The organism is Synechocystis sp. FACHB-383, assembly GCF_014698605.1.
Taxonomy (GTDB): Bacteria; Cyanobacteriota; Cyanobacteriia; order Cyanobacteriales; family Microcystaceae; genus Synechocystis; species Synechocystis salina.
In genome coordinates this window covers 1-25,771 of sequence record NZ_JACJTJ010000042.1, presented here as the reverse complement: position 1 = coordinate 25,771, position 25,771 = coordinate 1, and the positions used below count along the sequence as shown (strand labels likewise).

At 48.5% G+C, this 25,771-nt stretch carries 24 protein-coding genes and 1 pseudogene; 8 read left to right on the top strand and 17 right to left on the bottom strand.

Annotation, left to right across the window (positions count from 1 at the left end; translation table 11 throughout):
* From H6G45_RS19585 to H6G45_RS12730, 11 genes and pseudogenes are all read right to left on the bottom strand, one after another.
* Positions 1-100, bottom strand: a pseudogene (locus H6G45_RS19585) (IS630 family transposase); the annotation flags it as partial.
* A 356-nt stretch (positions 101-456) separates the two neighbouring features.
* A complete protein-coding gene (locus H6G45_RS12775; protein ID WP_190598800.1) occupies positions 457-822 on the bottom strand; it encodes a helix-turn-helix domain-containing protein in 366 nt (121 codons plus the stop codon).
* 259 nt (positions 823-1,081) lie between these two features.
* Positions 1,082-1,714, bottom strand: coding sequence for a DUF2231 domain-containing protein (locus H6G45_RS12770; RefSeq protein WP_190598799.1), 633 nt, complete (start codon positions 1,712-1,714; stop codon positions 1,082-1,084).
* 58 nt (positions 1,715-1,772) lie between these two features.
* On the bottom strand, positions 1,773-2,261 hold the full coding sequence (locus H6G45_RS12765) for a DUF2231 domain-containing protein (RefSeq protein ID WP_010874203.1): 489 nt from the start codon (positions 2,259-2,261) through the stop codon (positions 1,773-1,775).
* A 101-nt stretch (positions 2,262-2,362) separates the two neighbouring features.
* Positions 2,363-3,826 (bottom strand): FAD-dependent oxidoreductase, encoded by a 1,464-nt coding sequence (locus H6G45_RS12760; RefSeq protein WP_190598798.1) that lies wholly within the window; start codon positions 3,824-3,826, stop codon positions 2,363-2,365.
* A gap of 247 nt (positions 3,827-4,073) precedes the next feature.
* Positions 4,074-4,616 carry a fasciclin domain-containing protein gene (locus H6G45_RS12755; protein ID WP_190598797.1) on the bottom strand — a complete coding sequence of 181 codons (543 nt, stop codon included), beginning with the start codon at positions 4,614-4,616 and terminating at the stop codon, positions 4,074-4,076.
* 114 nt (positions 4,617-4,730) lie between these two features.
* Complete coding sequence (devC, locus tag H6G45_RS12750; RefSeq protein WP_190598796.1) at positions 4,731-5,882, bottom strand: ABC transporter permease DevC; 1,152 nt, start codon at positions 5,880-5,882, stop codon at positions 4,731-4,733.
* 42 nt (positions 5,883-5,924) lie between these two features.
* Positions 5,925-7,280 carry an HlyD family efflux transporter periplasmic adaptor subunit gene (locus tag H6G45_RS12745; protein WP_190598795.1) on the bottom strand — a complete coding sequence of 452 codons (1,356 nt, stop codon included), beginning with the start codon at positions 7,278-7,280 and terminating at the stop codon, positions 5,925-5,927.
* Between the two features lie 94 nt (positions 7,281-7,374).
* Positions 7,375-8,100: a 6-phosphogluconolactonase gene (pgl, locus tag H6G45_RS12740; protein ID WP_190598794.1), complete on the bottom strand. Its 726-nt coding sequence runs from the start codon at positions 8,098-8,100 to the stop codon at positions 7,375-7,377.
* Between the two features lie 86 nt (positions 8,101-8,186).
* On the bottom strand, positions 8,187-10,685 hold the full coding sequence (locus H6G45_RS12735) for a CPBP family glutamic-type intramembrane protease (RefSeq protein ID WP_190598793.1): 2,499 nt from the start codon (positions 10,683-10,685) through the stop codon (positions 8,187-8,189).
* Between the two features lie 121 nt (positions 10,686-10,806).
* On the bottom strand, positions 10,807-11,043 hold the full coding sequence (locus H6G45_RS12730) for a hypothetical protein (RefSeq protein ID WP_242018162.1): 237 nt from the start codon (positions 11,041-11,043) through the stop codon (positions 10,807-10,809).
* A 268-nt stretch (positions 11,044-11,311) separates the two neighbouring features.
* On the opposite strand from H6G45_RS12730, the gene H6G45_RS12725 reads away from it, so the two are divergent.
* A complete protein-coding gene (locus H6G45_RS12725) occupies positions 11,312-11,674 on the top strand; it encodes a DUF1815 family protein (RefSeq protein WP_010874211.1) in 363 nt (120 codons plus the stop codon).
* Positions 11,675-11,841: 167 nt separating this feature from the next.
* Here H6G45_RS12725 and H6G45_RS12720 read toward each other — a convergent pair whose 3' ends face one another.
* From H6G45_RS12720 to H6G45_RS12710, 3 genes are all read right to left on the bottom strand, one after another.
* Positions 11,842-14,103 carry a PAS domain S-box protein gene (locus H6G45_RS12720; protein ID WP_190598792.1) on the bottom strand — a complete coding sequence of 754 codons (2,262 nt, stop codon included), beginning with the start codon at positions 14,101-14,103 and terminating at the stop codon, positions 11,842-11,844.
* 27 nt (positions 14,104-14,130) lie between these two features.
* Complete coding sequence (locus H6G45_RS12715; protein WP_190598791.1) at positions 14,131-14,571, bottom strand: hypothetical protein; 441 nt, start codon at positions 14,569-14,571, stop codon at positions 14,131-14,133.
* Positions 14,572-14,756: 185 nt separating this feature from the next.
* Positions 14,757-15,506 (bottom strand): phycobilisome rod-core linker polypeptide, encoded by a 750-nt coding sequence (locus H6G45_RS12710; RefSeq protein ID WP_190598790.1) that lies wholly within the window; start codon positions 15,504-15,506, stop codon positions 14,757-14,759.
* 238 nt (positions 15,507-15,744) lie between these two features.
* Between H6G45_RS12710 and H6G45_RS12705 the strand changes: the two genes are divergently transcribed.
* Positions 15,745-16,449 carry a response regulator transcription factor gene (locus tag H6G45_RS12705; protein ID WP_190598789.1) on the top strand — a complete coding sequence of 235 codons (705 nt, stop codon included), beginning with the start codon at positions 15,745-15,747 and terminating at the stop codon, positions 16,447-16,449.
* A 35-nt stretch (positions 16,450-16,484) separates the two neighbouring features.
* On the opposite strand, the gene H6G45_RS12700 is transcribed toward H6G45_RS12705, so the two are convergent.
* On the bottom strand, positions 16,485-18,140 hold the full coding sequence (locus H6G45_RS12700; protein WP_190598788.1) for an ATP-dependent DNA helicase: 1,656 nt from the start codon (positions 18,138-18,140) through the stop codon (positions 16,485-16,487).
* 14 nt (positions 18,141-18,154) lie between these two features.
* On the opposite strand from H6G45_RS12700, the gene psb28 reads away from it, so the two are divergent.
* From psb28 to H6G45_RS12675, 5 genes are all read left to right on the top strand, one after another.
* The gene (psb28, locus tag H6G45_RS12695) at positions 18,155-18,493 is read left to right on the top strand and encodes a photosystem II reaction center protein Psb28 (RefSeq protein ID WP_010871246.1); all 339 of its coding nucleotides are present in this window, start codon (positions 18,155-18,157) and stop codon (positions 18,491-18,493) included.
* Positions 18,494-18,517: 24 nt separating this feature from the next.
* Positions 18,518-19,729: a DUF4336 domain-containing protein gene (locus H6G45_RS12690; protein ID WP_190598787.1), complete on the top strand. Its 1,212-nt coding sequence runs from the start codon at positions 18,518-18,520 to the stop codon at positions 19,727-19,729.
* A 27-nt stretch (positions 19,730-19,756) separates the two neighbouring features.
* Complete coding sequence (locus tag H6G45_RS12685) at positions 19,757-19,987, top strand: DUF433 domain-containing protein (RefSeq protein WP_190598786.1); 231 nt, start codon at positions 19,757-19,759, stop codon at positions 19,985-19,987.
* Positions 19,984-20,316: a DUF5615 family PIN-like protein gene (locus H6G45_RS12680; RefSeq protein WP_190598785.1), complete on the top strand. Its 333-nt coding sequence runs from the start codon at positions 19,984-19,986 to the stop codon at positions 20,314-20,316. The genes H6G45_RS12685 and H6G45_RS12680 overlap by 4 nt, the downstream gene beginning before the upstream one ends.
* A gap of 129 nt (positions 20,317-20,445) precedes the next feature.
* The gene (locus tag H6G45_RS12675) at positions 20,446-20,730 is read left to right on the top strand and encodes a hypothetical protein (protein WP_242018161.1); all 285 of its coding nucleotides are present in this window, start codon (positions 20,446-20,448) and stop codon (positions 20,728-20,730) included.
* Here the strand turns inward: H6G45_RS12675 and H6G45_RS12670 are convergent.
* The gene (locus H6G45_RS12670) at positions 20,711-21,298 is read right to left on the bottom strand and encodes a Uma2 family endonuclease (RefSeq protein WP_190598784.1); all 588 of its coding nucleotides are present in this window, start codon (positions 21,296-21,298) and stop codon (positions 20,711-20,713) included. The genes H6G45_RS12675 and H6G45_RS12670 overlap by 20 nt on opposite strands.
* 178 nt (positions 21,299-21,476) lie before the next feature.
* Here H6G45_RS12670 and ligA point away from each other — a divergent pair, with 178 nt between their 5' ends.
* Complete coding sequence (ligA, locus tag H6G45_RS12665; RefSeq protein ID WP_190598783.1) at positions 21,477-23,486, top strand: NAD-dependent DNA ligase LigA; 2,010 nt, start codon at positions 21,477-21,479, stop codon at positions 23,484-23,486.
* Positions 23,487-23,604: 118 nt separating this feature from the next.
* Here the strand turns inward: ligA and speA are convergent, their stop codons facing one another.
* Entirely contained in the window at positions 23,605-25,584 is a 1,980-nt protein-coding gene (speA, locus tag H6G45_RS12660) for a biosynthetic arginine decarboxylase (protein ID WP_190598801.1), read from the bottom strand.
* Positions 25,585-25,771 lie beyond the last annotated feature (187 nt).

Here is a 25,771-nt window from a genome sequence, read left to right as displayed (position 1 = left end):
GACTAATGTTCAGTGTTCGGCAGACATGGCTTTTCTTCTCTCCTTTTTCTACTGCACTTACCGCTTTCTCTCTTAGATCTATACTGTAGGGGGCTGGCATCGCTTTTTTCCTAACTCTTTCCCTATATTATGTCCTAACCTTAGCAATCTTTGCCATAGCTTAGTTTTTTAGTATTGATTGACTGGGAGTCAAGAGGCAAACCCCGAAATAGGCTTGCCGTCGTACTCGATTTTAGACAAAGGTGTACTATATGCGGAATGTAGGTAGATACATTTTGTCCTCGATTACAAGGCACTGAACTATAGGCCCTTGTGCCCTGTTCAGAACGAGCATAGGGTAGAGACATCCCCAAATGGGAGCTGGCTTCATCAGCGAAAACCAGGTCTTCTGCGGGAATATCTTTAACTTTTTGTCGATATTCAAACCTTAACTCTTGCACTCTATCGGTATTACGTTCACTGGCATGAAGAGTTTTTTTTACGACTTAAATTCAAATTTTGAAGAACACGACAAATAGTAGATAAGCTAACTTTGATATTTTCTTCCTGTTCAAGTCTTTGTTGAATTTTTTCAAGAGTAATATCATTTTTCTCATTTACCCAATCTCCTACCATGATAATCTGTGATTGAGATAGCTTTAATTTCTGTCCACCTGAGCGCTTACGGGGACTGAGATCTCCTGTTTCGCGCCATTGTTTGATTATTTTCTGAACAAAACTTTTTGCCACGCAAAATCTTTCGGCAACCTTGGCTATCGAAATTTTTTCGTTGAAGTAGGTGTCGACGATTTTCTGGCGAAATTCTACTTGGTATGGTTTCATTTCTAACTTTTCTAGATTACATTGATCTACATACCTTATACCCCACTAAAGCGAAAAGTGCTATAGATTAAAATATTTAGTAAATTTACGGAATCAATTTCACTACTCATCTGCCTAGACTGACGGAAGAGGGACAAAACTTGACCAATTCCGTTTAAAAATCCGGCCTGCCCTGGCTTGATCGGACAATCACAACAGGGGCATAGTTTTGATGGTTGAGCAAATGGGATCAGAGCATCCCCTTTTGGTTAACAAAAAATTAAAGGTCAATGCCCCCTTCATTAAGCACCACGTTGGGATTTTCCCCCATGCGGAGAATGTGGGCCGCCGTATTATGCACACCAAATTCGGCCCCTAATTGGGCCCCTAGGGTGCCATGGATGGCCATATAGGCCATGAGGAATAGGGCAAAACCGAGATAGGCCCAGCTAACTTCATTGCGGCAATTGGTGCGCCAAACAAACCGTTGATAGCCCCGCCAAATGGTTGTGCCCACCATCATCGCCAGTAACAAGATACCTCCGACGCCATGGAGCAACATAGTTGTACCGGCGCCAATGCCCCAATCACTCACCTGATTTGTGGGAGGTTGGGCCAAGAGAATTTCAAAAAAGCCCGCCGCCACAGTGAAAAAACTAATAAAGGCACCGGCCACAGCATTGTACCAACCCACATCAAAGAAGTTTTGGCGTTGGGCGGGAATGGCAAACCCTTTAAGAATGATTTTGTCTAGGGGAAAAAATACGCCAGCAAAATCAAAAATTAGGGCAATGATGAATAACCCCAGACTGAAATGGACCAAATTGGGGTGGATGGGAAATCGGTAGGGCAGACCATTGGTGCCTAGCTGGAGGCCAATTTCTTTGAGTTGGTCAATCAGGGAGGGGTTCATGGGGCGGTCAATTTCCTCAGGAAAAAATGAGATGGGTAAGGGAACTTAAACCTAAAAGCTAGGGAATAATGCCGTCTTTGGTGGCTTGCACCACGGGAAGGGTATGCAGACCATATACCCAATCCACCAGGGAGCCGAGGAAAATTTGGATACACACTAATACCATAAATACGGTGGCCAGCATGAGGAAAGGCAGGCTGGTTTTCAGCGGGTTTCGCACCCTCAATACCCCCCGCCAAGCCGTTAACCCCGCCAAAATGGCCGACAATGACCAACCGTTGACCGTATGCCAATCCAATGCCGGTTGGGCCGCTGGGTAGGGCATGGCCAGGGCCGCTTCAAATTCACCGAAAATCACCGCAAAAAAAATGGCGATCGCCGCTGTGAGCCAATTCCACCAAGCCACTTCAAAGAACCGGGGCTTTTTTTGGAGGTAGCCCACTAGTTCACTGATATAGGCAAAGAAGACCATGCCAATGACAAAGTGGACAATGATGGGATGGAGGGTATCTGGGTAGGGCAGATTTTGGTCATTGAGGGTGAACATGGGCAGGTTCCGCAAAGATGTTTGGGATCGGGGCTAAAGCTAGAGATTGCCAGTTTAATCGGGTTGAAGAGCCAAGTTGGTATGGGCTATGGCTACTGCCCTCATCGACTCATGTTAGGACTGGGTTGGGGGACAAAGGGCGGTCTTTCCCTTTCCGGTGTTTTGAAGCCAAAGTACAACAGGACAATAAAAATCAAGGGGGCAATGATGGCGATCGCCTTGATGCCCTGGTATTCCCGCTGTTGGGCTGGGGTCATGGCGGCCCATTTTAGTTCCTGGGCTGTGGGGGCATGGGGACGATGGAAACGGTCGATGGTTTCTTCGGCTAGCCATTGGGTGGTGGCCTTGAAGTTATGCAGAGGGGTGGGCAATAGCTCCAGATAGGTGGCGTTCCGCAATAAATCCCCCGCCTTGCCTTGGATGCGTACCCGATCAAATAAGTTGGCAACTCCATTGTTCAAACCCAGCTTCATCAACGTGCCCCGCAGTTGGGGATCGGGACTGACTAAAGGTTTTCCCTTTTGCGCCGCCATCAAATTTTTGGCGATCGCCGCTCCTTGTTGATAGGCAATCTGGGCCAGGGCAGGTTTAGGATTTTCCTTGACGGTCACACAGTCTCCGGCAGCAAATACTTCAGCAAAGCTAGGCAATTGTAGGGTACTGGTCACCAGGGGTTGCCCGTGGCGGTCAATTTCCTCCGGGGGAATCTCTGCCGCCAAGGCTTTGAGGAGGGGATTAACCGCTGTACCCGCTGTCCAAATGGTGGTGCAAGTGTCTAAATGGCGCAATTCCTCCTCTCCGGTTTCCACAAATTGCAAACTTTCTGGGGTAACACCTTTAACCCCTACCCCCAACTTCAACGTCACCGGAATAGTTCTGGCTTGCAACTCTTCCAGGGCACAACGCTTGAGCCCACTATTGGCGTCCCCCGCTAGAATTCCCGGTGCATGGTTCACTAAGTAAATTTTTAAATCATTGATATCCCCCCCCATGGGCACGTACCAACTAGGCAGTAAATCCGCCAGCGTGGCCGCCATCTCCACCCCCGCCGGGCCAGCCCCAACGATCGCCACCGTCAGCAATCTTTCTTTTTCTGCTTTATCTTCCGTGGTTAGGGACTTTTCTAAACAGGTTTTGAGATGATCCCGCAGGGCGATCGCCTCGGTTTGGGAACGGAAAGCAAAGGCATGTTCTTCGGCTCCTTTGGCCCCCAAATAACCCTGCACGGACCCCACCGCCAGCACTAAATAGTCATAATGCTGTTCCTGGCCAGAATCGAGCACCAAACGCTTCTCCGCCAACTGCACATCGGTTACCCTAGCCTGCACTAATTCAACATCACTATTGGCCAACAACTCCCCGTAGCTGGGACACACCACTGACTCCGGCAGTTCCTCCGTGAGCAACTCATAGAGCATGGGCTTGAAGACAAAATTTGTCTGGGGGTCCACCAAAATAATGGGGCCGGCATGCTGATGGTGGCGCAGATGTAGGGCGGTGAATAGTCCCACAAAACCACCACCGACAATAACTGTTGTTGCTGAATCGGACGCATTAATGGCCACAGTTTTCCATCCCACTGCCGAACAATTTTCACCGTGCCCTGGGCACTTCCCTTGTAAAGGTAGCACGCAAGCAAAAAGTGGGGCCAATTTTCTAGAAATTGGAACCCCACTTCAGGGATGGTCGAATTGAGATGTTGCGTAGCCAGTCGCCTAACTCTCCCAGGGGAAGAAATTGGCTAAAAATTACAATTTATCGACAATTTAGAGGATAAATTACCATCTTGGGCAAAGATTTGCTGACAATCAATTACATGGGAGGCAAAATCACCTGATCCACCACATGGATAACACCATTGCTGGCATCCACATCAGCGGAAATCACTGTGGCTTTGTTGACTTTAACTTTGCCATCTTTAACTTTGAAGGTGAGGGCTTCCCCAGCCAAGGATTCCACTTCCCCAGAGGTGACTTGGGCGGCGGTAATTTTACCGGGTACTACGTGGTAGGTCAAAATTTTCACCAATTTATCTTTGTTTTCTGGCAACAAGAGACTTTCCACCGTACCAGCGGGCAAAGCGGCAAAGGCATCATTGGTGGGGGCAAAAACGGTAAAGGGCCCCTCAGCGGATAAAGCTTCCACTAAATCAGCCGCTTCCACTGCAGCGACAAGGGTACTGAAGGTTTCGTTTCCAGCGGCAACTTCCACAATGTTCATGGTGGTTTCCATCGCGGCTTGGCTGACTACGGCGGGTTTTTCAGTGGTTTCCATTTCTGCCATGGCGACGCTGGGTACCCCGAGGGCAAATCCAGTCAGAGCGGTAAAAGCAACAATTCTAGCGGCGGTTTTCATAGCAATGTTTCCTAGTGAGAAGACTGTCCACCGCTATTATGACAAATTATAAATTTTTGTGAAGAGATGTTAAGGCAAAATTGCCACTGGCACAAGCTGACCCATGGGCGCAGCTTAGAAGATATCCGCCGGATCTGCGGCCCGCAAGCGCCCCACGGCGATCGCCCCGGAAATACAACACATGGCAATGGTCATAATCAGTACGGTCAAAGCCCGAGCAGTGGTCATAATCAGGGGTAAACCCGTGGCCCGGGCGGTGTTGGTGTAGAGCAAAACCCCCAAACCAAAGCTAGGCAAAAAGCCAATCACCGCTAGCAGTAAAGCTTCTTGGAACACTACCCCCAACAAATAACGATCGCTGTAGCCAATGGCCTTGAGGGTGGCATATTCCGGTAAATGGTCGGAAACGTCGGTGTAGAGAATTTGGTAAACAATCACCGTGCCCACAATGAAGCCCATGGCGGTGCCCAAGCCGAAGACAAAACCAATGGTGGTGCGGGTTTGCCAATAATTTAATTCGTATTGCACCAACTTTTCTTTGGTGAAAACCTGGACATCGCCCCCGGTTAACTCCCGCCGGATTTGTTCGGCCACTAACTCCGGATCTTGCCCCGGTTTGAGTTGCAAAATGCCCACATCAATGGAACTGCGGTCTCGGCTGGGAAAAAGACGGAAGAAATTTAAGTCGCTGGTGATTAACGTGCCGTCCGCCCCAAAGGAAGAACCAAGGGTGAATAAACCCTGTACCTGGACGCGGCGATTACCCACTTCCGTAAAAACGGGGCCATCGGCTGCTAACAAAGTAGGTACCGGGCCAAATTCTTCCCTGGAGTCCCGGTCAAAGAGGAACACGTCAGGGCGTTTAATCAGGTTTAAATTTTCCTCTACCCCCGGTAGATTGATCGGATTACTAACGGGGTTAAAACCCATAATGTAAATCTGGCGGCTGACTTTGGTTTCTGGGTTTTTCCAGCGGTTGATGTCAATGTAAAGGCTAGTGCCCCCGCCCACAGCTTCATTGCCCATGGCTTGGTACAAGCGACGGGCTGCAAAGGGGGTAGGGTTAACAAAGGTGTCGGTTTGGGTGCTGAGGATGAATAAATCCCCCTGCAAACTCTCAGGAACCCGGACTGCACTATCAAACAGGGCATTTTTGAACCCCAGTTGCATAAAAATCAACACATCGGCAAAGGCAATGCCGGCGATCGCCGCCAGGAGTCGCATCCTTTCATGGAATAACTGGTGCCAAGCAAGGGGAATTTTCATCTATTGGGTAGAGTGACAGATAAATCTGGGGTTGATGGACTTTTAATTAGGAGGGGAGGGGGGAGCGCTGTCGGGTTCAATTTTCACCACCACTTTGGCATTGCTCAAACCAGCCACCTTTTTACTAGCACTGGGGCTGAGGGCAATTTTCACTTCCACTACCCTGGCATCAATGTCGGCGGCGGGATCGGAGTCCAGTACATCATTTTTGCCAATTCTCAAGCCAATATTGGTAACCTTACCCTCCAATTCCCCGCCAAAGCTGTCATTTTCACTGGTGACCCAGGCAGTTTGCCCCAGTTCTACCCGACCGATGTCGTTCTCGTACACCTCCGCCACCACAATCATTTGGGACGTGATGCCCAGGTCGAGGATGCCATTGGTGTCGCTGACTTTTTCCCCCGGGCGGGAATAAATTTTTAACACCTGGGAATCCACTGGAGCCCGCACCACAGCGGTGTCCAATTCGGCTCGGGCTTCCTGAAAGCGAGCCATGGCCAGGTTTAATTCTGCCTGGGCTTTTTGCACATCCACCTGGCGAATTTCGGCGATTTGGGAGAGTGTGGCCCGGGCCGATTCCCTTTCCAGCAACATGGTCTGGGCGTCCTTATCCCGGATGGATTGTTGTTCTCGAATTTGTTCTTCCAGGGTGGCTTCGGTTTTCATTAGCCGAGCCCGAGCTTCCTGCAACCTCTGGTTACTAGTTTCTAAGTTCAAGCGCCGCTGTTCCCAGTCCGCCATGGCGATCGCCCCATTTTCAGCCAAACTGCGATAACGCCGGTCATCGTTGGCCGCTTGGTTCACCTCCGCCTGCAGACGGTCTATGGTGGCCTGTTGCTCTATTCTTTCCCCTTCCAATTGCTTAACTAAATTGGCCAGGGCGGCCTGGTTAACAGCAAAATTCTGTTCTAACTCCGCCTGGGCTTTCCGGACTTGGGATTCCTGGGCGGCAATTTGCCCCCGCTTAGCACCGGCTTCGATGATGGCCAAATCGGCCTGGGCCACCCGCACCGACTCCTGGGCTGAAACTACGGCGGCGGCCTTTTGTTCGTAGGAATCCAGCACTGCCACCACCTGGCCTTCCTTAACTTTATCGCCTTCCTTTACCAACACCTTGGATACTTTGGCTCCCCCAAAGGAACCGGGAGAAGCAGAAAGTTTGATAATTTCCCCTAGGGGGGCAATGCGTCCCAGGGCGGCCACGGGCTGGTCTTCTGGAGCCTGGGCCGTGGGAGCAAGGGCACCAGAAGCGTTTTCCTCTCCTTGGTTTACCCCGGAGCGGAGACTGTAAAAAATTATTCCCCCAGTGAATAAAACCCCCACCACCATGGCCAAAATGATCCAGCGGAGGCTATGGTCAGGGCTGGCAAGTTGTCCGGTTCTCGTGGATTCACCCATAAGGCAAAAGGGGCCAATAGCTGGAAAAGACTAGCTAAATTGTAACATTTCGATACAGGGGAATATGGGAGATATGGGCAAAGTTCTGGGGGGCTCAAGAAGGACGCAGATTTTCCCCGGCCGCTTGGTCTAGGAGCCAGAGCAATTCCCCCTGGGGCTGGATATACCGGGCTGGATATTGCTGGGGGTCGGCTTCTAGGGCAAAGATTTCCCCCAAGGCTTGCTGTTTACTGGCCCCCGCCACGAGAAAAACCACAGAACGGGACTGGTTAATCAGGGGAATGGTGAAGGTTAACCGGGGTTGGCCATCCTTGTTACCCACCGTAATCAGGCGATCGCCAACGGTCAGGGCCGGGGTGTGGGGAAAGAGGGAAGCGGTGTGGCCGTCATCCCCCAAACCAAGTAACACCAAGTCAAAGGCGGGGAAGTGCCCTGCTTCCACCTGGAAAAAAGTGGCCAACTCATTTTCGTAGGCCTGGGCATCCTGTTCCGGATCGGCGGCGGCGGTGGGCATGGGATGGATGTTGGCTTCGGGAATATCCACCTGGTCTAACCAAGCGAGGCGGGCCATGCGTTGATTACTGTCGGGGTGGTCGGCGGGGACATAGCGTTCATCGCCCCAAAACACATGGATTTTTTCCCAGGGCAGGGCTTGGCGGGCCAGGGCTTCGTATAGCGGTTTGGGGGTACTGCCCCCCGAGAGGGCAATAGTGCCTTGGCCCCGTTCTGCGATCGCCTTGGTGATGCGGGTGGTGACACAAACTAGGGCCCGCTCAATCAAAATTTGTTTATTTATCAACACATCCACTTGGGGAGCCATGGAAACCTCTGGGCAATGGATAATCTAATTTTTCCCCTCCATATTGGGGTCGTTTTCCACTTAGGTAAAGGAATTGTCTAATTTCTTCATCTTTTGGCTTCTTGATGGGCTAATTTGCCGTAACCCCCCAGGGCCATTAACCACACTGTCACCACTAACCAATGGAAAATGGTAATTAACCAGAGGGAGCCGCTATACCAATAAAGGGCCGTGGTCACTATGCCCAATAGACCAGTGAGGGCAAGGAAAATAGGTTGGAAAAACAAATTTCTGCCCCTGGGATAAAACAGCAGGGCGTTGAGGGGATGGTAGATCAAAAACAGCACCAGACTCAGGGCCATGGCCCCCAAGGTCGGCCAAAATAAATTCAGTTCCGTGGGATAGGGCAATAACATGACCCGAAAAACCAATTCTTCCCCCAGGGCCGGCAGAAAAAACAGGGCCAAGATTGATTTCACACTGCCCCCCAAGGATTGCTCCCACCATTGCCATTGCAATAGGCCAAATTTCATCCCCAGGGGAATGGCGATCGCCCCGTAGACCACAACAGCGATGCCGAAGAATTGCCAATCCTGGGGCTTGGGTAAAAGAACTATGGCGCCTAAAGTCCGGCGGGCTAAGGCCGAAAACACCGGCACATCGCCAAAAATACTAGTGGGGGCCAGGGGTAAAATTTCCGGCATGGCTCCCCCCACTTGGTTGGGGCGCATAAACCAAAGTTGGGCACCCTGTTCAAGGAAAATTTGGTTGAGGATATCTTGGTTAACCCGGGGCAACATGGACTGCCAACTGAGCAGGGCATTGACGAGGGTATTGTCCTGGATGAAATCGTATTGATTGGTGGGATTGTCCGGGTCTAAGCCCGCTAGGGTAGCGGCATTGTTTTGCCAGTCTTCCCTGGTAACGCCCCTGGGTTTGAGCATGGCCAACAGGCGATCGCCCAATTGTTTCAGCCGTTGAAAACGTTGACTTTCCGGGGAACTGGGGTGCTGGTCCAACCAACTGAGAATTTCCGGACTATTCTCTACTTTTTGCTGTAAACCCACAATGGCTAGGTAAAGGGCTTGGTTAGAATCCTGCACACAGGACGCCGCCGGACTAACCCCCGCATAACCAGTGCCATCCCCAGTGCGATAGCGGGCCATCATAATCTGCAATTGTTTTTGCAATTCATCCAGGGGGGAAAGCACCACCTCACCAAAGTTGTAATCCTGTAGCAGGTCTAGTTTGACCATCACATCGGCAAAGGGACGACTTTGGACCCAGCCCCGCTGTAAATTGCCCGCGTAGTTTTCCCAGGTTTGGGAGCCTGCAATGATGCCCTGGGGATTATGGGCATAGACCTGGTAGTAGGGAATTTCCCACTGCAACTCGTCGGTAAAGGGGTCCCGCACAATCTTAGGCAGGCTAAAGGCAAAATGCCCCGTCACTGTGCCCAACATCGTCTTTTCTCCCAATTTCCCCCCAATGCCGCCAAATAAATGCATCCCCAACAGGCGATCGCCTTCTTGCCATTGCCCTAGGGCCACTTCGGGGGAATCACTGCGGGGATCAAGTAAAACCTTTTGGGCTGTACCTTTGCGAGCGGGGGTATGGTGCCAATTTTGCTGACTAATATAGTCTCGACCGGGGCCTAGGCGAAAAATTTGTTCATCGGGTTGCAATTGCACCAAGGAGCGGGGCTGGAGGGATTGCACCGTGAACAGGCCATCTTGACCTTGGGCCCCATAGATATACCATCCCGCTCGACCCACAGCGACAGTGGCCAAATCCCTAGGAGTAGACATAAACCGATCGCCATTGAGGCGGGGTTGTTGGGGAATACGAATTGTTTCCTGGGGGCCATCAAACTGCTTACTGATGGCATTGTAATGTTGGACCAGCATTAAATCCGTGGCACAGGGCTGGGAACCAGGACAATCCTTGGGCACTGTGCTAGGGTCTGCTTTCGGATCAGGGCCAATGATTTTCACCAGGGCTTGATAACGGCCCGTCACCATTTCCGGCATGGTGGGCAGTTTAATTTCTGCTCGATTGCCGGCAGGGATATTAACCTGGGCCCGGGGAAAGCGCACCAACACATCGTCCACCGGCCTAGCCCCAGCTAAGGATTGCAACGGTCCCACCTGCGATCGCCCATTTAAACGGTCGGGTAAGAGATTGCCCCGACGTTCACTATTTAAGGCGGCGGGGGTAAAGTTTACGTCGGTGGTAACTAGCCTTAAGTATTTTTCCAAATCGGCATTGCTCTGCCAAGTGAGGCGGAGTTTTTGCCCCACTAGGCCCTGTTGGATAGAAGGAGCCTGGTACAGTTCCAGCCAGACCCAATCTCCGGGAGTGGCTTTAGTTTCTGCCACCGTCGGCAGGATTAACCGCCCCAACCATTCACCCAAGGGCCGATAATAAGCCCCATCTAAATTCTGTTGCAGGGGATAATAATCCACCTGGTTAGCGGGCAACTGACTGCTGATTTGATAGTCCGGGATGCGGTCGGAGGGGACCTGGGGACGGAAAAGCATGACCAGGAAAACTATCACCAAAGCGGCGATCGCCCCTAACACTATCCGCCCGCGCCATTGCTTCATTTTTGGACCGCCCTAAAAATTGCCATAAAAAAACACCTGGGGCGTCTTTCCTTGTTTCGACTCCAGATGTTTTTCTAATTTCCTCACACCTGACCTAAGTATAAATCACCAACGGAGAATGTCAAGGCTCCACCCCAGAAAAAAGCTGATTTTCAGGAAATGTTGACCTAAAGCAGAACTCCAAAGCCTTTTCCTCCGTCGTTTGCCGTAGATTGTGAATTTTTTCTAAAATTTTCTCAAATCCTTCAATCTGGGTCTCCCCGATGCCAGCACAGTTCCATAGACCAAAAGCAAATCCCCCACCTGGATTATTCTTGGTTAAGAGTTGTACACAGGCGATCGCCATTTTGATAACCACGCTAAGATCACGGAGGATTGGCAAAAAGCCCAGGCTGATTGGCGACTTTCTTCTGCGGCCATAAACCGCCCCTGGAGCGGCTTTTCCTTTCTAGATCCGACGTTGTAATTGATCAATTATTTCAGTCGCCCGGCCGATGGACAACCGCCATGGCTCTCCAAATCGGGGTTCCCAGACCAGGATTAAATTAGCCTTTCCGGACAAGGCCTCTGTGAAAATCTTAAAAAAGTATTAAGATTTTAAAAGCTAGCTTATTTTCGGAGGAAATGTGTTTACTCGACTTGCCCAGCAACACCGCGATTTCGTGAAGGATTTAGTCATGAGTCTCAGGGCTCTGGCCACTGTGCTCGAAAATCGAGGCTATATTGCTTCTTGCTACACCTGTGGCGACCAACTCAATAGTGCTTCCTTCATGGTGAGTTTGGGGGAAAATCATCTGATTCGCTTTTTGGTATCGGACTACGGCATCACCTGGACAGAAATGCGGGATGACCGGGAATTAATGAAATTAGAAGGGGCCGAGGCGATCGCCCAATTGGAAGAGTTGGCCAATGTGGTCAAATATTGCTTGGCCGATGCCCCCAAAGGTGGCCGTAAAAAACGGAAAACCGCCCAGCTACAACTAGTCTAAGGCTGGGGTGTGCCATGGCCTCCGATGAGCTAAGTTTTCCCTGTGGGCCACTGCTGAGTTACGGGGGAATTGCCGTTGATTGCCCTCCGTAAGGCATGGGGACCGGAATGGATTGTTTTGCTTTTGCCGTAGGGCGTTAGATCCCCTGCCGGCCGTAACTGTGAAAATTAAGCTCGGGGCAAACGGTTATAACGTTGCAAACGGATGGTAACTGTCGTTCCTTGGTCGACAGCGCTTTCTAGCAAAATACTGCCACGGTGTAGATCGACGCATTTCTTGGCAACCATTAAACCGAGTCCTGTTCCCGCAATATTCCTGACATTTTTACCCCGATGAAAGGGTTCAAAAATTTGCTTTTGATCCTCCGGCGAAATACCAATACCTTGATCGGTCACTTCAAAAATAATATTTTCTGAATCTAGGCTTAGGCTGATTTTTATCTGCCCTCCGTCGGGGGAGTACTTGATCGCATTAGATAATAAATTTGATAGGATAGACCGCATTAATCTTTCATCCACCAATGCCTTAGTATCTTGATCGCCACAGATAAAGTCAAAATAATATTGATCACTGACACTTAATTGAATCTCTTCAATAAATTGCTGGAACAGTGACTTTAAATCTAACCAACTGGGATTAAATTCTAATTTGCCTGCTTCCGCCCGGTTAATGATTAAAATATCATCCAAAAGCTGGACCATATTTTTCACGGAATTTTGGATACGATGCAAGTTCCGGCTACGCTTATCGGGATCAAGCCAAGCTACTTCTGAATTCTCCAGTAATTGAGCCGCCGCTAAGGCCGTACTGAGGGGAGTGCGAAATTCATGGGAAGCCATGGAGAAAAAACGTGTTTTTAAGCGACTTAATTCCTTTTCCCGTTCTAGGGCGAGGCGAACTTCCTCTGTACGGCGTCGTTCAGTAACGTCCCTTTGCACAGCAATCCAATGGGTATAGAAACCTGCTTTATCGGCAACGGGTACAAGGCTAAATTCTACCCAAAATTCACTGCCATCTTTACGATAATTAATTACTTCAACGGTAATGGATTGCCATTGACTAACGGCTTGTCGTACTTTATCTAATTCAGTGCGACTGGTTTTTGGCCCCTGTAAAACTCGGGGGGTTTTGCCTAGCATTTCTTCGGCGGCATAACCAGTAATTTTGGTGAATGCTTCATTGACATAGAGAATTCTCGGACCAGGATCATCGATGGGTTCTGCCTCCGTGATCACCACCGCATCATTGGTGTGAACCACAACGGATTGTAATAAACGAATCTGTTCTGCTTGTCGTTTTTGTTCAGTAATGTCAGTCACAACCGCCACTAACCCTGCAATATTTTCTTCACTATCTAATAGGGGAGCAGCGGAAAGGACAATTTCAATCCAGCTACCATCCTTTTTTTGACATTTTAATTCTAAGCTAGGGGAAGCAATGCCTAATAAAACTTCCTGTTTAAATTGCTGATAATCTTCCACTAAAATGTGCGATGTCAATAATTCTGGATGGGCAATAATTTCTGCTTCTGTCCAACCAAAAATCCGTTCCGCCGCAGGATTCCAAATCTGAATTTGGTCTGCTAAATTAAGGGTAAAAATCCCCCTCGGGGAGGCCACAATGAGGGATTGCAGGGTGTGATTGGTGTGGCGGAGGGCTGCTTCGGTTTTTTGTCGTTCGCTAATTTCTACCCTCAGGGATTGGTTGGTGGCGGCAAGTTGCTGGGTACGTTTTTCGACTCGGTTTTCCAAATCTTTATTGAGTTGCTGTAATTGCTCATATAATTCCGATTGTTGAATGGCGATCGCCACCTGATTAGCCAATTGTTTCATTAACTCAACTTCCCACGGTTGCCATGGCCGGATAAAAGCACATTGGTGAGCAATTAGGAGGCCCCAAAGATAGGGAAATTCTGATTCATTGCCTAGGGAAGAAGAACGATCATGTTGAAGAATGGGAACCACTAATTTTGATTGCACACCAAACTGTTTGACGAAATCAGCTAGACAAACTTCTACGTCATCCTGGTCGATGTTATTAATGGCCCGTACCTTACCTTTGGTATAGGCTTGATGATACTCAACAGGAAAAACTTCGTCGGAGAAAGTTCGCCCTAAAATACTAGGATAATTTGCATTAACTGATTCGGTAATGGCGCTGCCGGTGCCATCTTGCCAAATGCGATAAATTAAAACTCGATCAACGTGCAACAGGGTTTTAACTTCAGCGACGGTGGTATTTAAAACCGTTTCCAAGTTCAAGGATTGGCGGATATGTTGGGTAATTTGATTAATAAATCGTTCCCGTTGGGTTTGTTGCTTGAGGCTAATTTCAATCTTGCGGCGTTGCTGGTTTTGTCGGTACCACAAATAACAGGCAATGGCGATCGCCAGAAAAACAAATTCGATTGGAATTAGAAATTTGCCCATAGATAAGCGGATCCCAAAGGAAAAACCTTAATTACATTTTTGTTTAACAATAATTTTCATGATTTTTAACAATAAAGCTAAATCCTGATCCTTGGCAAAAACACCATCAATTTGAGGCAGATAACTGCGAGCTTGCAGCGTGATCTGACTGTCGGCATAATCCGTAATGAGGAGCAGGGCTGGCGGTTTAGCAGACAAGTTTTTGATAATGGTAACTAAATCTAAAGTGGCTGAAATATCAATTGGTTCATATCTAATACCGCAACCAACTAGGATGGAGTGATATTCTCCAATGTCAACACGGTTAAATAGAATATCCTGGAAATTGATGGCAGAAATTTCAAAATTTGGGCATAAAAACCGCTTGACCGATTGATACCATTGCCGATCCATTTCTAGGATACCAATCTTTGCCCTCGCTTTTTTGCGGGATGGGGCAGATGATTTTTTACCGCCTAGTTTCAACATTAAAGTCTGGTCTCAAATACAAAGTCTGCAAAGTTTCGAAGCATTAAACCAGAGAACAAATAGTTAAACCACGAAATATTTCTAGCAAAAAACCCTGGCCGTTCAACCGCCTAAGTCCCCCCAGGGAGGGGGATGGACCGGTATAAATTTTTTCAGCCCTAAGCTCTGCTTTGACATCGCAAAAACTACAGTCCGATAATGCCCCAGGCACTAAGGGCAACGGCGATTAACCCCAAACTGACCAATGCTCCCCCACCATAAAGAACTACTTTGCCGGCTAAATAAACTCCAGCGGGATAGGGTTGCTTTTGCCATTCCCAACGGTAAGTTAGGGGAGCTTCGTTGCGGAAGTAGCCGATCGCCTTTAATTTTTCCCGATGATCAGCACCGTAACGGGGCATGCGGGCAAAGGGTAACTCACCACTAATCCGTTGGGGCAGAATGCGCCGCCGTTGATAGGGCACGGTATCGTAGCCAAAGTTTTCCAAATATTCCTGACTATTGAGCAGTTCATTGATGAAGCCAGGTAACCCCTTGGTGGCAATCACAATTGACCAAGCAATTTTCTCTTCTTCACTATAAACATCTCGACCCAGTAATCGTTGAATACACATTTGTGCAAAACGATAATTATTATTTACTTCAAAATTACGGCGACGAAAGCTATCGGAAAGAGCTAAACCACGGATAAAATCTCGCACAGTAATTTGCTGATTTTTTAATTGGGATTCCAAGGCAATCTGCCGATTACTTTGAATCATTTGTTGCTCGTTGAACACCTGACGATAGGCCGCGGCAATCAGATTATCCATGCCAGAGGGGGAAAGGGTGCCCTCCGTGGTAAAAATGCGGGCGTGTTCATCTCCAGAGACTTCGTAGTTGGCAACCCGTTGATTCTGACTAACGGGGGAATAGGCAATTAAAGGCAGTGTCATAGATAAAGTTAGTTATTAAGCTTAAAAGTTGATCAATGCCCAGCCAATGACTGGTATGTGTTGGTATCAAAAATGCAATCCTAACAAAGTGAAACAGAAGAAAAGGGGGAGAAAGTCGTAAAGAAATCGGAAAGTTAGCTTATGTGTTTGAAACTGTTACATTTCGCAACATGAATTAACCCAGACCCGTTCACCCCTTCAGGTAAGCTGAGGTTGATAGAGAAAAGCACAATGGGCCATGAGAATTCTTTTAGTGGAGGATGATTTGCCGCTGGCGGAAACCCTTGCAGAGGCATTGAGCGATCAGCTTTACACCGTTGACATTGCCTCCGACGCTTCCCTGGCCTGGGATTATGCTGCCCGACTGGAATATGACCTGGTTATTTTGGATGTGATGCTACCGGAGTTGGATGGGATTACGCTCTGTCAAAAATGGCGATCGCACAGTTATTTAATGCCAATTTTGATGATGACCGCCAGGGATACCATCAACGATAAAATCACCGGTTTGGATGCCGGAGCCGACGATTATGTCATCAAGCCGGTGGATTTGGGAGAGTTATTCGCCAGGGTGCGGGCCTTGTTGCGCCGGGGTTGTGCAACGTGCCAACCAATTTTGGAATGGGGACCGATCAAGCTGGACCCAAGCACCTATGAAGTTAGTTACGATGACGAAATTTTGCCCTTGACCCGCAAGGAATACAGCATTCTGGAATTGCTACTCCGCAATGGTCGCCGGGTTCTGAGTCGGAGCATGATTATCGATAGTATTTGGAATTTGGAGAGTCCCCCGGAGGAGGATACGGTCAAGGTCCATGTGCGGAGTTTGCGACAAAAATTAAAAAGTGCTGGTTTATCAGCAGATCTAATTGAAACGGTCCATGGCATTGGGTATCGTCTTGCCAATTTGGCGGAAAAGCCTTTGTGCCAAGGGAAAAACTAGCCCAGAAAACCACGCTCCCCCAAGAAAAAATCTGTTCAATCCCTTTTCTGAGCCGGTGTTACCTGGGGTAGATCCCGGGGATCAAAATAGTTTCTTTTGCCGTAGGGCGCTAGGGCTTTGAGTACTTCCCGGCCGTAACTGCGGGAATTGACCCGGTCATCGAGGATGGCCAACCAGCCCCCGGACTCCCTTAGGGGTAACACGGCTTGCTGTAAGTCTTTCAAGGCCACCGGCAGTAAATAGTCCCGGAACCAGTCTTGATGATGGCGTTTGTGGTGTTGTACTCGTTTGGCCACCAGGGGATTTTCCAGGGAGGGAATGGGTAAAGTGCCTAAAATCAGCAGGGCCGGTGGGGGAAACTGTTCCCTTTGGGCGCACCAGTATTGCCAACCTGCCACCAAAATGCCAGGAGCAAAGCTGGGGGTGGGTTCCACTTTCACTCCAGAGCCTAACTTGGCCGCTAGTTGGCTGCCCAGTTGAGCTTTGAGCGGTAGATCATCGAGCAAAATCACCACAAAGCTGTCTGGTTGCACGGCGATGATTTCCGTCAGAATGCGTTCAATTTCCGTTAGTAAAGTGGTTTGGAAAGCTGGGGTATTGGGTAAAGGTAGGCGATCGGGTAGGTAAATGGTTAGGGCATCCTGCAGACGGTGGGGCGAAAATTTTAAGCACAGTAAATTTCCCAAACCTAAGGTTTTGCAATAGGTGGGGGCGGTTTTCTCCGCGTCTAAAAAACTGCCGATGAGCACAAAGGCGGCTTGATTGCTTTCCTGGCCTCCATCAACAGAATCTCCCTGACCTTGATCGGAGCTTTGCCAAATTGGTTGCAGCCAGGGTTGTACGTTGACCGGACTGACGTGGAGACTTATTTTGCCCTGCTGTCGGTCCACTTCGGCCCAGAGGAGATGGTTATCGGTTTGTTCTTGCCAAAACTGCCAGAATTGCTGAATTTTGTCCGTCTTTTGCTGTTTAGCTCCATTTTTAAACTGGCGATTGGCTAATTGTTCCATCACCGCTTGGTTGAGGTCTTGGAGTTCTTCTCCATCAAGGGGATAAAAACCATGGGGATTGATGGGACGAGCGAAGAGGGACTGACTGAGGCGGCTCCAATGGGTTAGAACTTGGTCTTGACTCTGGGGAGTTTGGGCAAAGAGGGGTTGGAGGGTATTCCAATCTAGGTGATGGGAAAGAAAATCCCTTGTCCAATCTTCTAAATGTTCCACCTGCTCGATCGCCGTGAGGGCCGGGACTGTATTGGGCAATGACGCTAAATTTTCCTGCAGCCATTGGTCTGGAGTAAGAATTTCCGGCCAGGTAATGACCAAATCAGGATCATTGCTTTGTAGGGCCGTTTGCAAAGTTGGCAAAATCACCGTTTCTAAATCCTGCTGCCGTTTAGGGGTGGTGACCAAACGAACGGGCTGATCACTGAGCAAACAGGGCAACAGATAACTGGGGCCGTAGGTGGGGGGTAAACAACCGGTTTGGATCAGGGCCGATCGCCGTAGTCGCAGAGCCCGAGACACCAAACGACCCATGGTCAAAGAATGGGGCCAGGGGGGAATGGTTTGTTGGCGCTGCTGGGCTTTGAGCAGGTGGTGAACTTGGGTTTCGAGTAGTCCCATGGGGGTGTTTTTTCGGCCACTACCGGGATCTATGCCATGATGGGAAGTTAACGAAATTAATGTCATTAAGGTAAAAAAACATGGCTGAAATTCAATTTTCCAAGGGAGTTGCAGAAACCGTTGTCCCAGAAGTGCGCCTCAGCAAGTCGAAGAATGGGCAGTCCGGCATGGCAAAATTCTATTTCTTGGAACCGACAATTCTAGCGAAAGAAAGCACCGATGATATTACCGGCATGTATTTAATCGACGACGAAGGGGAAATTATCACCAGGGAAGTGAAGGGCAAATTTATCAACGGCCGTCCCACGGCGATCGAAGCTACGGTGATCCTCAATTCCCAACCGGAATGGGACCGGTTTATGCGCTTTATGGAGCGCTACGGCGCAGAAAATGGCTTAGGTTTTTCCAAATCTGAATAATTTTTCAATTTTTCATCCTCCTCGGTGACGATGCGGCAATCCCTTTCCCGATCTTCCCAACCCAGTCCTAGTCAGACCTGGCCCTACTGGTATCTGGTGCCCATTTATCCCTACAGCCAAAGGCAAACTTTGTTGCGGGAAGTGGTACCGGACACCATTTGGGTGTTGGAGCAGGTACAGGGAATTTTTTATGTGGTAGTACCCATCCGCATGACGGTGGTGCGCCTGAATACGGGGGGATTGCTAGTTTACTCTCCCATTGCTCCCACGGAAGAATGTTTGCAATTGTTGGGGCAACTAACGGCCAAATATGGCCCAGTCAAATATATTATCCTACCCACCATTTCTGGGTTGGAACATAAGGCCAATGTACCTTCCCTGGCCCGTCATTGTCCAGAAGCAACGGTGTATGTGGCCCCAGGGCAGTGGAGTTTTCCCCTTAATTTGCCCCTTAGTTGGTTGGGCTTTCCGGTTGGTCGGACCAAGATCTTGCCTGCTGATAGTGCCGAAACTCCCTTTGCCGGGGAATTTGATTATGCTTACCTCGGACCGTTGGATTTACGGCTCGGTAAATTTGGTGAAGTGGCTTTTTTCCATTGGCCTAGTCATACTTTGTTGGTGACGGATACCCTGTTGGTTTTGTCAGAAAATCCCCCCCCGGTGTTAGCACTAGACCCCACTCCCCTAATGTTCCATGCCAGGGATAAAGCTGGCGATCGCCCGGAGGATACTACCGCCAATCGGGCTAAGGGATGGCAACGTATTTGTTTATTTTCTCTCTATTTCCAAGCCAGTACCCTAGAAGTTCCTAATTGGAACGAGGTGTTGCAAGAAGCAAAACAAGTTGGCGATCGCCGTCGGGAAAATTATTTTGGTTTATATCCCTTCCAGTGGCGGAGGGATTGGCAGAACACGTTTCAATCCCTGTGGGGCGGTGGCAAAGTAAGGGTGGCTCCCATTCTGCAAGAGCTAATTCTCAACCGGGAACCGGAAGTAGTATGGCAATGGGTAGAAAAAATTGCCAGTTGGCCAGTGGAAACCCTGATTCCCTGTCACTTTTCTGCGCCGGTGGTTACCAATGGAGAACAAATCCGCCAAGCCTTTAGCTTTTTGCAAAAGTCTTCCTCTAATAATGAAGAGTCATTACCCCAAGAAGATCGGCAAATTCTGCAACGCATTGATCAATTCTTGGTTCGTTGGCGCATTACCCCACCACCGGCTAGTAAACGTGAATAAACTATAAAAGATTAGCGAGAATTTACAATGAATTATAGAAACTACATTACGATTGAACCCAATAAACGAGGAGGTAAACCTTGTGTACGCGGCTTGCGTATCACTGTTTATGAAGTTCTCGAATACCTAGCTTCTGAGATGACTGAGGCGGAAATTCTCGAAGATTTTCCCGATTTGACCCGAGAAGATTTAAAGGCTTGTATTGCTTATGCAGCTGACCGTGAAAGTCGATTGATGATTTCTCCCCTGTCTGCATGAAATTATTATTTGACGAAAATCTCTCTCCCAAATTGCCCATTCAATTGGGCGATCTTTTTCCTAATTCTCTTCATGTACGAGATGTTGGAATGGAGGCAACAATTGATCCTACCGTTTGGGATTACGCAAAAAATAATGAGTTAATGATTGTCTCTAAAGATGCAGATATGCACGATCTTAGTCTGGTGTTTGGTAGTCCTCCCAAAGTTATTTGGCTTCGATTAGGAAATTGCTCGACTTTACAAGTTGAAAATTTACTACGTCGAGAATTTAGCATGATTAAATTATTTTATGAAGATAAAAATTCATCTTTGCTCGCCCTTTCATAGTCAGATAAGTACGTGGTCTTAAACAACTCCACAAATAATAAATCATTCTCTACAATGAGATATGAGGTGGATCTTTAAAGTCCACTTTGCCCTCATTATCTGTATGTTGTCTGACCAAGGAGAATCTGCATGGACCCAATAAAAGACAGCCATAAAATTTTTAAAAGTCTTGCAGAAAAATATGGAAATAAGAATATATCTCATAGAGTTCAAGTCGCAGATTTTTTTAAAGATCTTCTTGAAGCAACAGGAGGTTTGATAATTGTTGATTTTTTAGACATGGAAAACTGGGATGTCATTGAAAGTTTTTCCTTTGATGAGAAGTCGGAGATTCTTACCCTTGTTTTATTCCGATCGCCAATTTCGTCGGCTGGCTTCCCATGGCGATCGCCGTTTATTTTGATTGAGCCGTAAACCTTTGGATTGCTTCCACGCGAGAGGGCATCAATATGCATTCCTCCAGCAGTGAAAAATTCAAACCTGGAAGTAATTTGCTGGTAGAAGTTTCTTGATAGCAATCGCCTTCTAGGGAGTAAATGGAGAACTTTTTATCCTGCCACATCCAAACTTCCTGAATGCCCAATCGTTGATACTTTTCAAGCTCTTTCGGAGTACCACTGGTGACATTCACCTCAATTGCCAAATCAGGATGTTCCTTTTTTTCGCCAAGGTAATAGGATTCATCCGGCTCAAACGATACCGATTTCTCCCTTGATTCACGGGTTGCACTACCGGCTGGGAAAAATTCAATACTCTGGGAGAACAAATAATATTCAATCAAAAATCCGATTATGGTTTTGATGGATTCGTGGTATTCTCCCAAGGTCATGAACTCAATTACTCCGTCAAAATAGGTAATACGCAGCCCTGACCGCTGTTCCATCACCGCTTGAATCGTCTTAAAATCTTCCCAACTGTGACGACCGGGTAGGATAAAATTTTGACTTTCACTGAGAGTTAAAGGAGAAGTGGCAACGGTCATGGGGACGGCCCTCGGCTTGGGCTACACAAATGCTACAGTCTCTATGTTAATCGCCCTTGGAGTGAAAGGCGTACCCTGTAACGTGTCCCTGGGAAATCGTCCCATTATCTCTTCTGTAACCCTCTAGAAGGAGGCCAATTTCTGCTAGAGCAAGCCTTTTGGACAATAGACATAAGCTATGACCACCGCCGATCGCCTTTTGCAACTGCGCCAACAACTCCAAAAAGCTAGCTACGCCTACTATGTGCTAGATGCACCGATTATGGAGGATAGCGTTTACGACCAGCTTTACCGGGAACTACAAAGACTAGAGGCAGAAAACCCGGAGCTCATTACCCCCGACAGTCCAACCCAACGGGTGGGGGAACAACCCGCTAGCCAATTCTCCGCCGTTACCCACAATATTCCCCTCTACAGCCTGGAGAATGCCTTTAACGTCCAGGAACTACAGCAGTGGCAGGAACGGTGGCAACGCATTGCCCCAACCATTGAAAAAGCTGAATACGTCTGTGAGCTCAAAATTGACGGCTCGGCGATCGCCCTGACCTATGAAAATGGTTTGTTGGTGCGGGGGGTCACCAGGGGAGACGGCACCACCGGGGAAGAAATTAGCCAAAATATTAAAACTATTCGTTCCATTCCTCTCAAGTTAAATTTGGATAATCCGCCCCCAACGGTGGAAGTGAGGGGGGAAGCCTTTTTGCCCCTGGAGGAATTTAATCGCATCAATCAAGAACGGGAAGCCCAGGGAGAAAGCCTATTTGCCAATCCCCGCAACGCCGCCGCCGGCACCCTCCGCCAATTGGATTCCAAAATTGTCCACCAAAGACGCTTACAATTTTTTGCCTACACCCTCCATTTACCAGGGCAAGAAGAACAAATCCAAAGTCAATGGCAAGCCTTGGAATATCTCAAAAAAGCTGGCTTTATGGTTAATCCCCATTGTCAGCTTTGTGAAGATTTAGATGGAGTAGTGGCATATTTTGAAGACTGGGAAGGGGCCCGCCAGCGCTTACCCTATATGACCGACGGGGTAGTAGTGAAAATTAATCAGTATCCACTGCAAAGCGAGTTGGGCTTTACCCAAAAATTTCCCCGCTGGGCGATCGCCTTAAAATATCCCGCCGAAGAAACTCCCACTGTGGTCAAAGCCATTGAAGTCAATGTGGGCCGCACCGGCGCAGTCACCCCCCTAGCAGTGATGGAGCCAGTACAGTTGGCGGGCACAATGGTACAACGGGCTACCCTGCATAACCAAGACCGCATCCGAGAATTGGACATCCGGGTGGGAGACACGGTAATTATTCGCAAAGCGGGGGAAATTATCCCCGAAGTGGTGCGGGTAATGACAGAATTGCGCCCGGAAAATACTACTCCCTACATTTTTCCTTCCCATTGCCCCGCCTGTGGTTCCCCCTTGGTGCGCCCGTTGGAAGAAGCCGTCACCCGTTGTGTCAATAGTTCCTGCTCCGCCATTTTGCAAGGCAGTTTAATCCACTGGGCTAGCCGCAATGCGCTGGATATTCAAGGTTTGGGGGAAAAGGTTGTGATTACGCTCTTGGAAAATCGGTTAGTCAACTCCATTGCTGATTTGTACCGTTTACAGGAAGAGCAATTGTTGGCATTGGAACGCTTTGCCCAAAAATCCGCCGAAAAATTAGTTACCGCCATTGCAGCTAGTAAAAACCAACCCTGGAGCCGCATTTTATTTGGTTTGGGTATCCGCCATGTGGGGCAAGTCAATGCCAAATTACTCAGCCAACAGTTTCCCACCGTGGAAAAACTGAGCCAAGCCAGCATTCCCGACCTGGAAGGGGTCTATGGCATTGGCCCAGAAATTGCCGAAGCAGTGGTTAATTGGTTCAGGAACCTCGGTAATCAACAATTGATTCAGCATTTACAGGATCTAGGATTAGTATTGGCAGACCAAGGTATTGATCAGACTAAAACTCACACCGGCAAATTAAGGGGCAAAACCTTTGTGTTAACCGGAACTTTACCCAATCTCAGTCGCACAGAAGCTCAGGAATTAATTGAGCAGAGCGGCGGCAAAGTAACCAGCAGTGTAAGTGCCAAAACTGATTATGTTCTATTGGGGGATAAGCCCGGTAGTAAGGCCACCAAGGCGGAAAATTTAGGGATTAAATTACTATCGGAGGTAGAATTTTTACAATTGTTGGAGCCATAGGCAAATAGTCTGGTTTAAACAACATTGGGATGGGAGAGCAAGCAAAGTTGACCCAATCTCGGCACTATTCTAGGGCGCTCCATAGACTATAACAGCACTGTTATTGCTTCCTAGCAGGTCAGCTTAGATAGGTGTAGCGTCGTAAACTTTGCTCATAATCTTCCAACAACCGTCGAGATTCCTCTAGGGTAATCTGTCCATTACTGAGGGCTAATTCCGTATGACGCCGTAGACCCTCGAGTAAATCATCGGAATCGTACTGGACATAACCTAAAACTTCGGTCATGGTATCCCCCCGCACCACCGACTCGATCTGATAACCCTGGGGAGTGGTGGCAATGTGAACTACATTGATATCGCCAAATAAGTTGTGCAAATTACCCATAATTTCTTGGTAAGCACCGACTAAGAACATACCTAAATAGTAAGGATTACCATCATTTTCTAGGGGGTGAACTTCCAGGTAGGGCTTGACATCCCACAGGTCAATAAAGCGGTCAATTTTGCCGTCACTGTCACAGGTTAAATCGGCTAAAATCACCCTTTGACTAGGCTTTTCATTGAGGTGATGAATAGGCAGAATAGGAAAAAGTTGATCCAAAGACCAGGATTCCGGTGCTGATTGAAAAACCGACAAATTAACGTAGTAAATATCGGTCATTATTTTATCTAACGCCTGAAAGTCTTCGGGAATATACTCTAACTGTCTAGTGATTTCAAAAATTTTACGGCAACAAGCCCAGTGAATTTGTTCTGCCTGCCCCCGTTCAGTCAAGGTTAAATAACCAAAGTTAAAGAGACTGCTAGCCTCCGCTTTTAATTGCAGAGCGTCATGGTATTGCTCTTGGTATTGTGCCGTTGTAATAGTTTCGTAGCATTCCCACAGATTTTTCAGCAGGGGATGGGCATTTTGGTCAGGGGGGTGGGGTTCACTAAAGCCCGCATGGTTACTGCCCAACACATCAAAAACTAGCACCGACTGATGGGCCATAATCGCCCGCCCACTTTCGCTCACTAGGATGGGGGGAGCAATGTGCCCAAGCTCACAGGCATCTTGAATGGCCGCCACAATATCGTTGGCGTAGTTCTGCATATTGTAATTTTTCGAGGCGGGATAGTTGGTTTTGGAACCGTCATAGTCCACCGCCAAACCGCCGCCCACATTGAGGTAGCGCATTTTGGACCCCAACTTGACCAGCTCCACATAGAGTTGACTGGCTTCCCGCATGGCTTCTTTAATTAGGGCAATGTCTGAAACCTGGGTTCCCAGATGGAAATGGAGCATTTTCAGGCAATCAAGGCAGTTATTTTCCTCCAGCCGACGAATCATGGTAACAATATCCGGCATGGTCAGCCCTAGCTTGGCCCGATCGCCCTTGCTGGAGGAAGTTTCCGAGGATTTGGATGACTGACAACTTAACCGGGCCCGCACCCCCAACATGGGTTTAATATTTAACTGCTGGGAGATGTGTAGTACCCATTCCAGTTCTCGCAGTTGTTCAATGATGATGATGGGACGATGGCCCAAGCGCTTGGCTAACAGGGCCGTTTCTAAATAGTCCTGGTCTTTATAGCCATTGCAGATAATTAGGGGTTTGGCATGTTTATCCTGACGGTCTAGAGGGGGCGGCAGGGTGGCCAGGGCAATCATCAATTCTGGCTTAGACCCCGCTTCCAGTCCACATTGGGACGTTTGGCCAAAGCGCACCAGGGCCTCCACCAAATGCCGTTGCTGGTTACATTTAACTGGATAAACCGCCTGATAGGTGTTGGGGTAATTGTAACGGGCGATCGCCTTGGCAAAACAACTATTCAACCGCTCTAGGCGATCGGCAAGAATATCGGAAAAACGAATTAATAGGGGCAAGCCTAATTTCCTTTGCCGCAAGGCCTCCACCAGTTCTAGTAAATCTAAGGAGCCGCCCCGATCGCCGTTGGGGGAAACCGTCACGTTACCCGCCGCATTGATGGCAAAATAGGGGGCTCCCCAAGCTTCCACCCGATAGAGGGCCTCGCTTTCCTCAATGCTCCAGGCAGTATTTTTTTTCTTTGACTTCTTGCCCAATTGTTTTTCCCCCGGCAAAGGTTCTTCCCCCATAATCCCTCTGTTTAAGATTAATCCTTCTTTCCATGGTAACTGCCCCGGACTCTCCGGCGATCGCCTGGTTGCTGACCAAGCAAAAAGCACCCCCCGGAAAGGAGAGTGCAATTCGCTGATTATTCAATTGGTGTTACACCAAGGAATTAACCATTGATAGCAGGAGCGGTCAAAGCCACAGGAGCTT

What these genes read in the sequence shown, in the direction of transcription:
- H6G45_RS12775 (WP_190598800.1), bottom strand. Translation starts at nt 822, where the DNA reads ATGAAACCATACCAAGTAGAATTTCGCCAGAAAATCGTCGACACCTAC.
- H6G45_RS12770 (WP_190598799.1), bottom strand. Translation starts at nt 1,714, where the DNA reads ATGAACCCCTCCCTGATTGACCAACTCAAAGAAATTGGCCTCCAGCTA.
- H6G45_RS12765 (WP_010874203.1), bottom strand. Translation starts at nt 2,261, where the DNA reads ATGTTCACCCTCAATGACCAAAATCTGCCCTACCCAGATACCCTCCAT.
- H6G45_RS12755 (WP_190598797.1), bottom strand. Translation starts at nt 4,616, where the DNA reads ATGAAAACCGCCGCTAGAATTGTTGCTTTTACCGCTCTGACTGGATTT.
- devC (WP_190598796.1), bottom strand. Translation starts at nt 5,882, where the DNA reads ATGAAAATTCCCCTTGCTTGGCACCAGTTATTCCATGAAAGGATGCGA.
- H6G45_RS12745 (WP_190598795.1), bottom strand. Translation starts at nt 7,280, where the DNA reads ATGGGTGAATCCACGAGAACCGGACAACTTGCCAGCCCTGACCATAGC.
- pgl (WP_190598794.1), bottom strand. Translation starts at nt 8,100, where the DNA reads ATGGCTCCCCAAGTGGATGTGTTGATAAATAAACAAATTTTGATTGAG.
- H6G45_RS12735 (WP_190598793.1), bottom strand. Translation starts at nt 10,685, where the DNA reads ATGAAGCAATGGCGCGGGCGGATAGTGTTAGGGGCGATCGCCGCTTTG.
- H6G45_RS12720 (WP_190598792.1), bottom strand. Translation starts at nt 14,103, where the DNA reads ATGGGCAAATTTCTAATTCCAATCGAATTTGTTTTTCTGGCGATCGCC.
- H6G45_RS12715 (WP_190598791.1), bottom strand. Translation starts at nt 14,571, where the DNA reads ATGTTGAAACTAGGCGGTAAAAAATCATCTGCCCCATCCCGCAAAAAA.
- H6G45_RS12710 (WP_190598790.1), bottom strand. Translation starts at nt 15,506, where the DNA reads ATGACACTGCCTTTAATTGCCTATTCCCCCGTTAGTCAGAATCAACGG.
- H6G45_RS12705 (WP_190598789.1), top strand. Translation starts at nt 15,745, where the DNA reads ATGAGAATTCTTTTAGTGGAGGATGATTTGCCGCTGGCGGAAACCCTT.
- H6G45_RS12700 (WP_190598788.1), bottom strand. Translation starts at nt 18,140, where the DNA reads ATGACATTAATTTCGTTAACTTCCCATCATGGCATAGATCCCGGTAGT.
- psb28 (WP_010871246.1), top strand. Translation starts at nt 18,155, where the DNA reads ATGGCTGAAATTCAATTTTCCAAGGGAGTTGCAGAAACCGTTGTCCCA.
- H6G45_RS12685 (WP_190598786.1), top strand. Translation starts at nt 19,757, where the DNA reads ATGAATTATAGAAACTACATTACGATTGAACCCAATAAACGAGGAGGT.
- H6G45_RS12680 (WP_190598785.1), top strand. Translation starts at nt 19,984, where the DNA reads ATGAAATTATTATTTGACGAAAATCTCTCTCCCAAATTGCCCATTCAA.
- H6G45_RS12675 (WP_242018161.1), top strand. Translation starts at nt 20,446, where the DNA reads ATGGACCCAATAAAAGACAGCCATAAAATTTTTAAAAGTCTTGCAGAA.
- H6G45_RS12670 (WP_190598784.1), bottom strand. Translation starts at nt 21,298, where the DNA reads ATGACCGTTGCCACTTCTCCTTTAACTCTCAGTGAAAGTCAAAATTTT.
- ligA (WP_190598783.1), top strand. Translation starts at nt 21,477, where the DNA reads ATGACCACCGCCGATCGCCTTTTGCAACTGCGCCAACAACTCCAAAAA.
- speA (WP_190598801.1), bottom strand. Translation starts at nt 25,584, where the DNA reads ATGGGGGAAGAACCTTTGCCGGGGGAAAAACAATTGGGCAAGAAGTCA.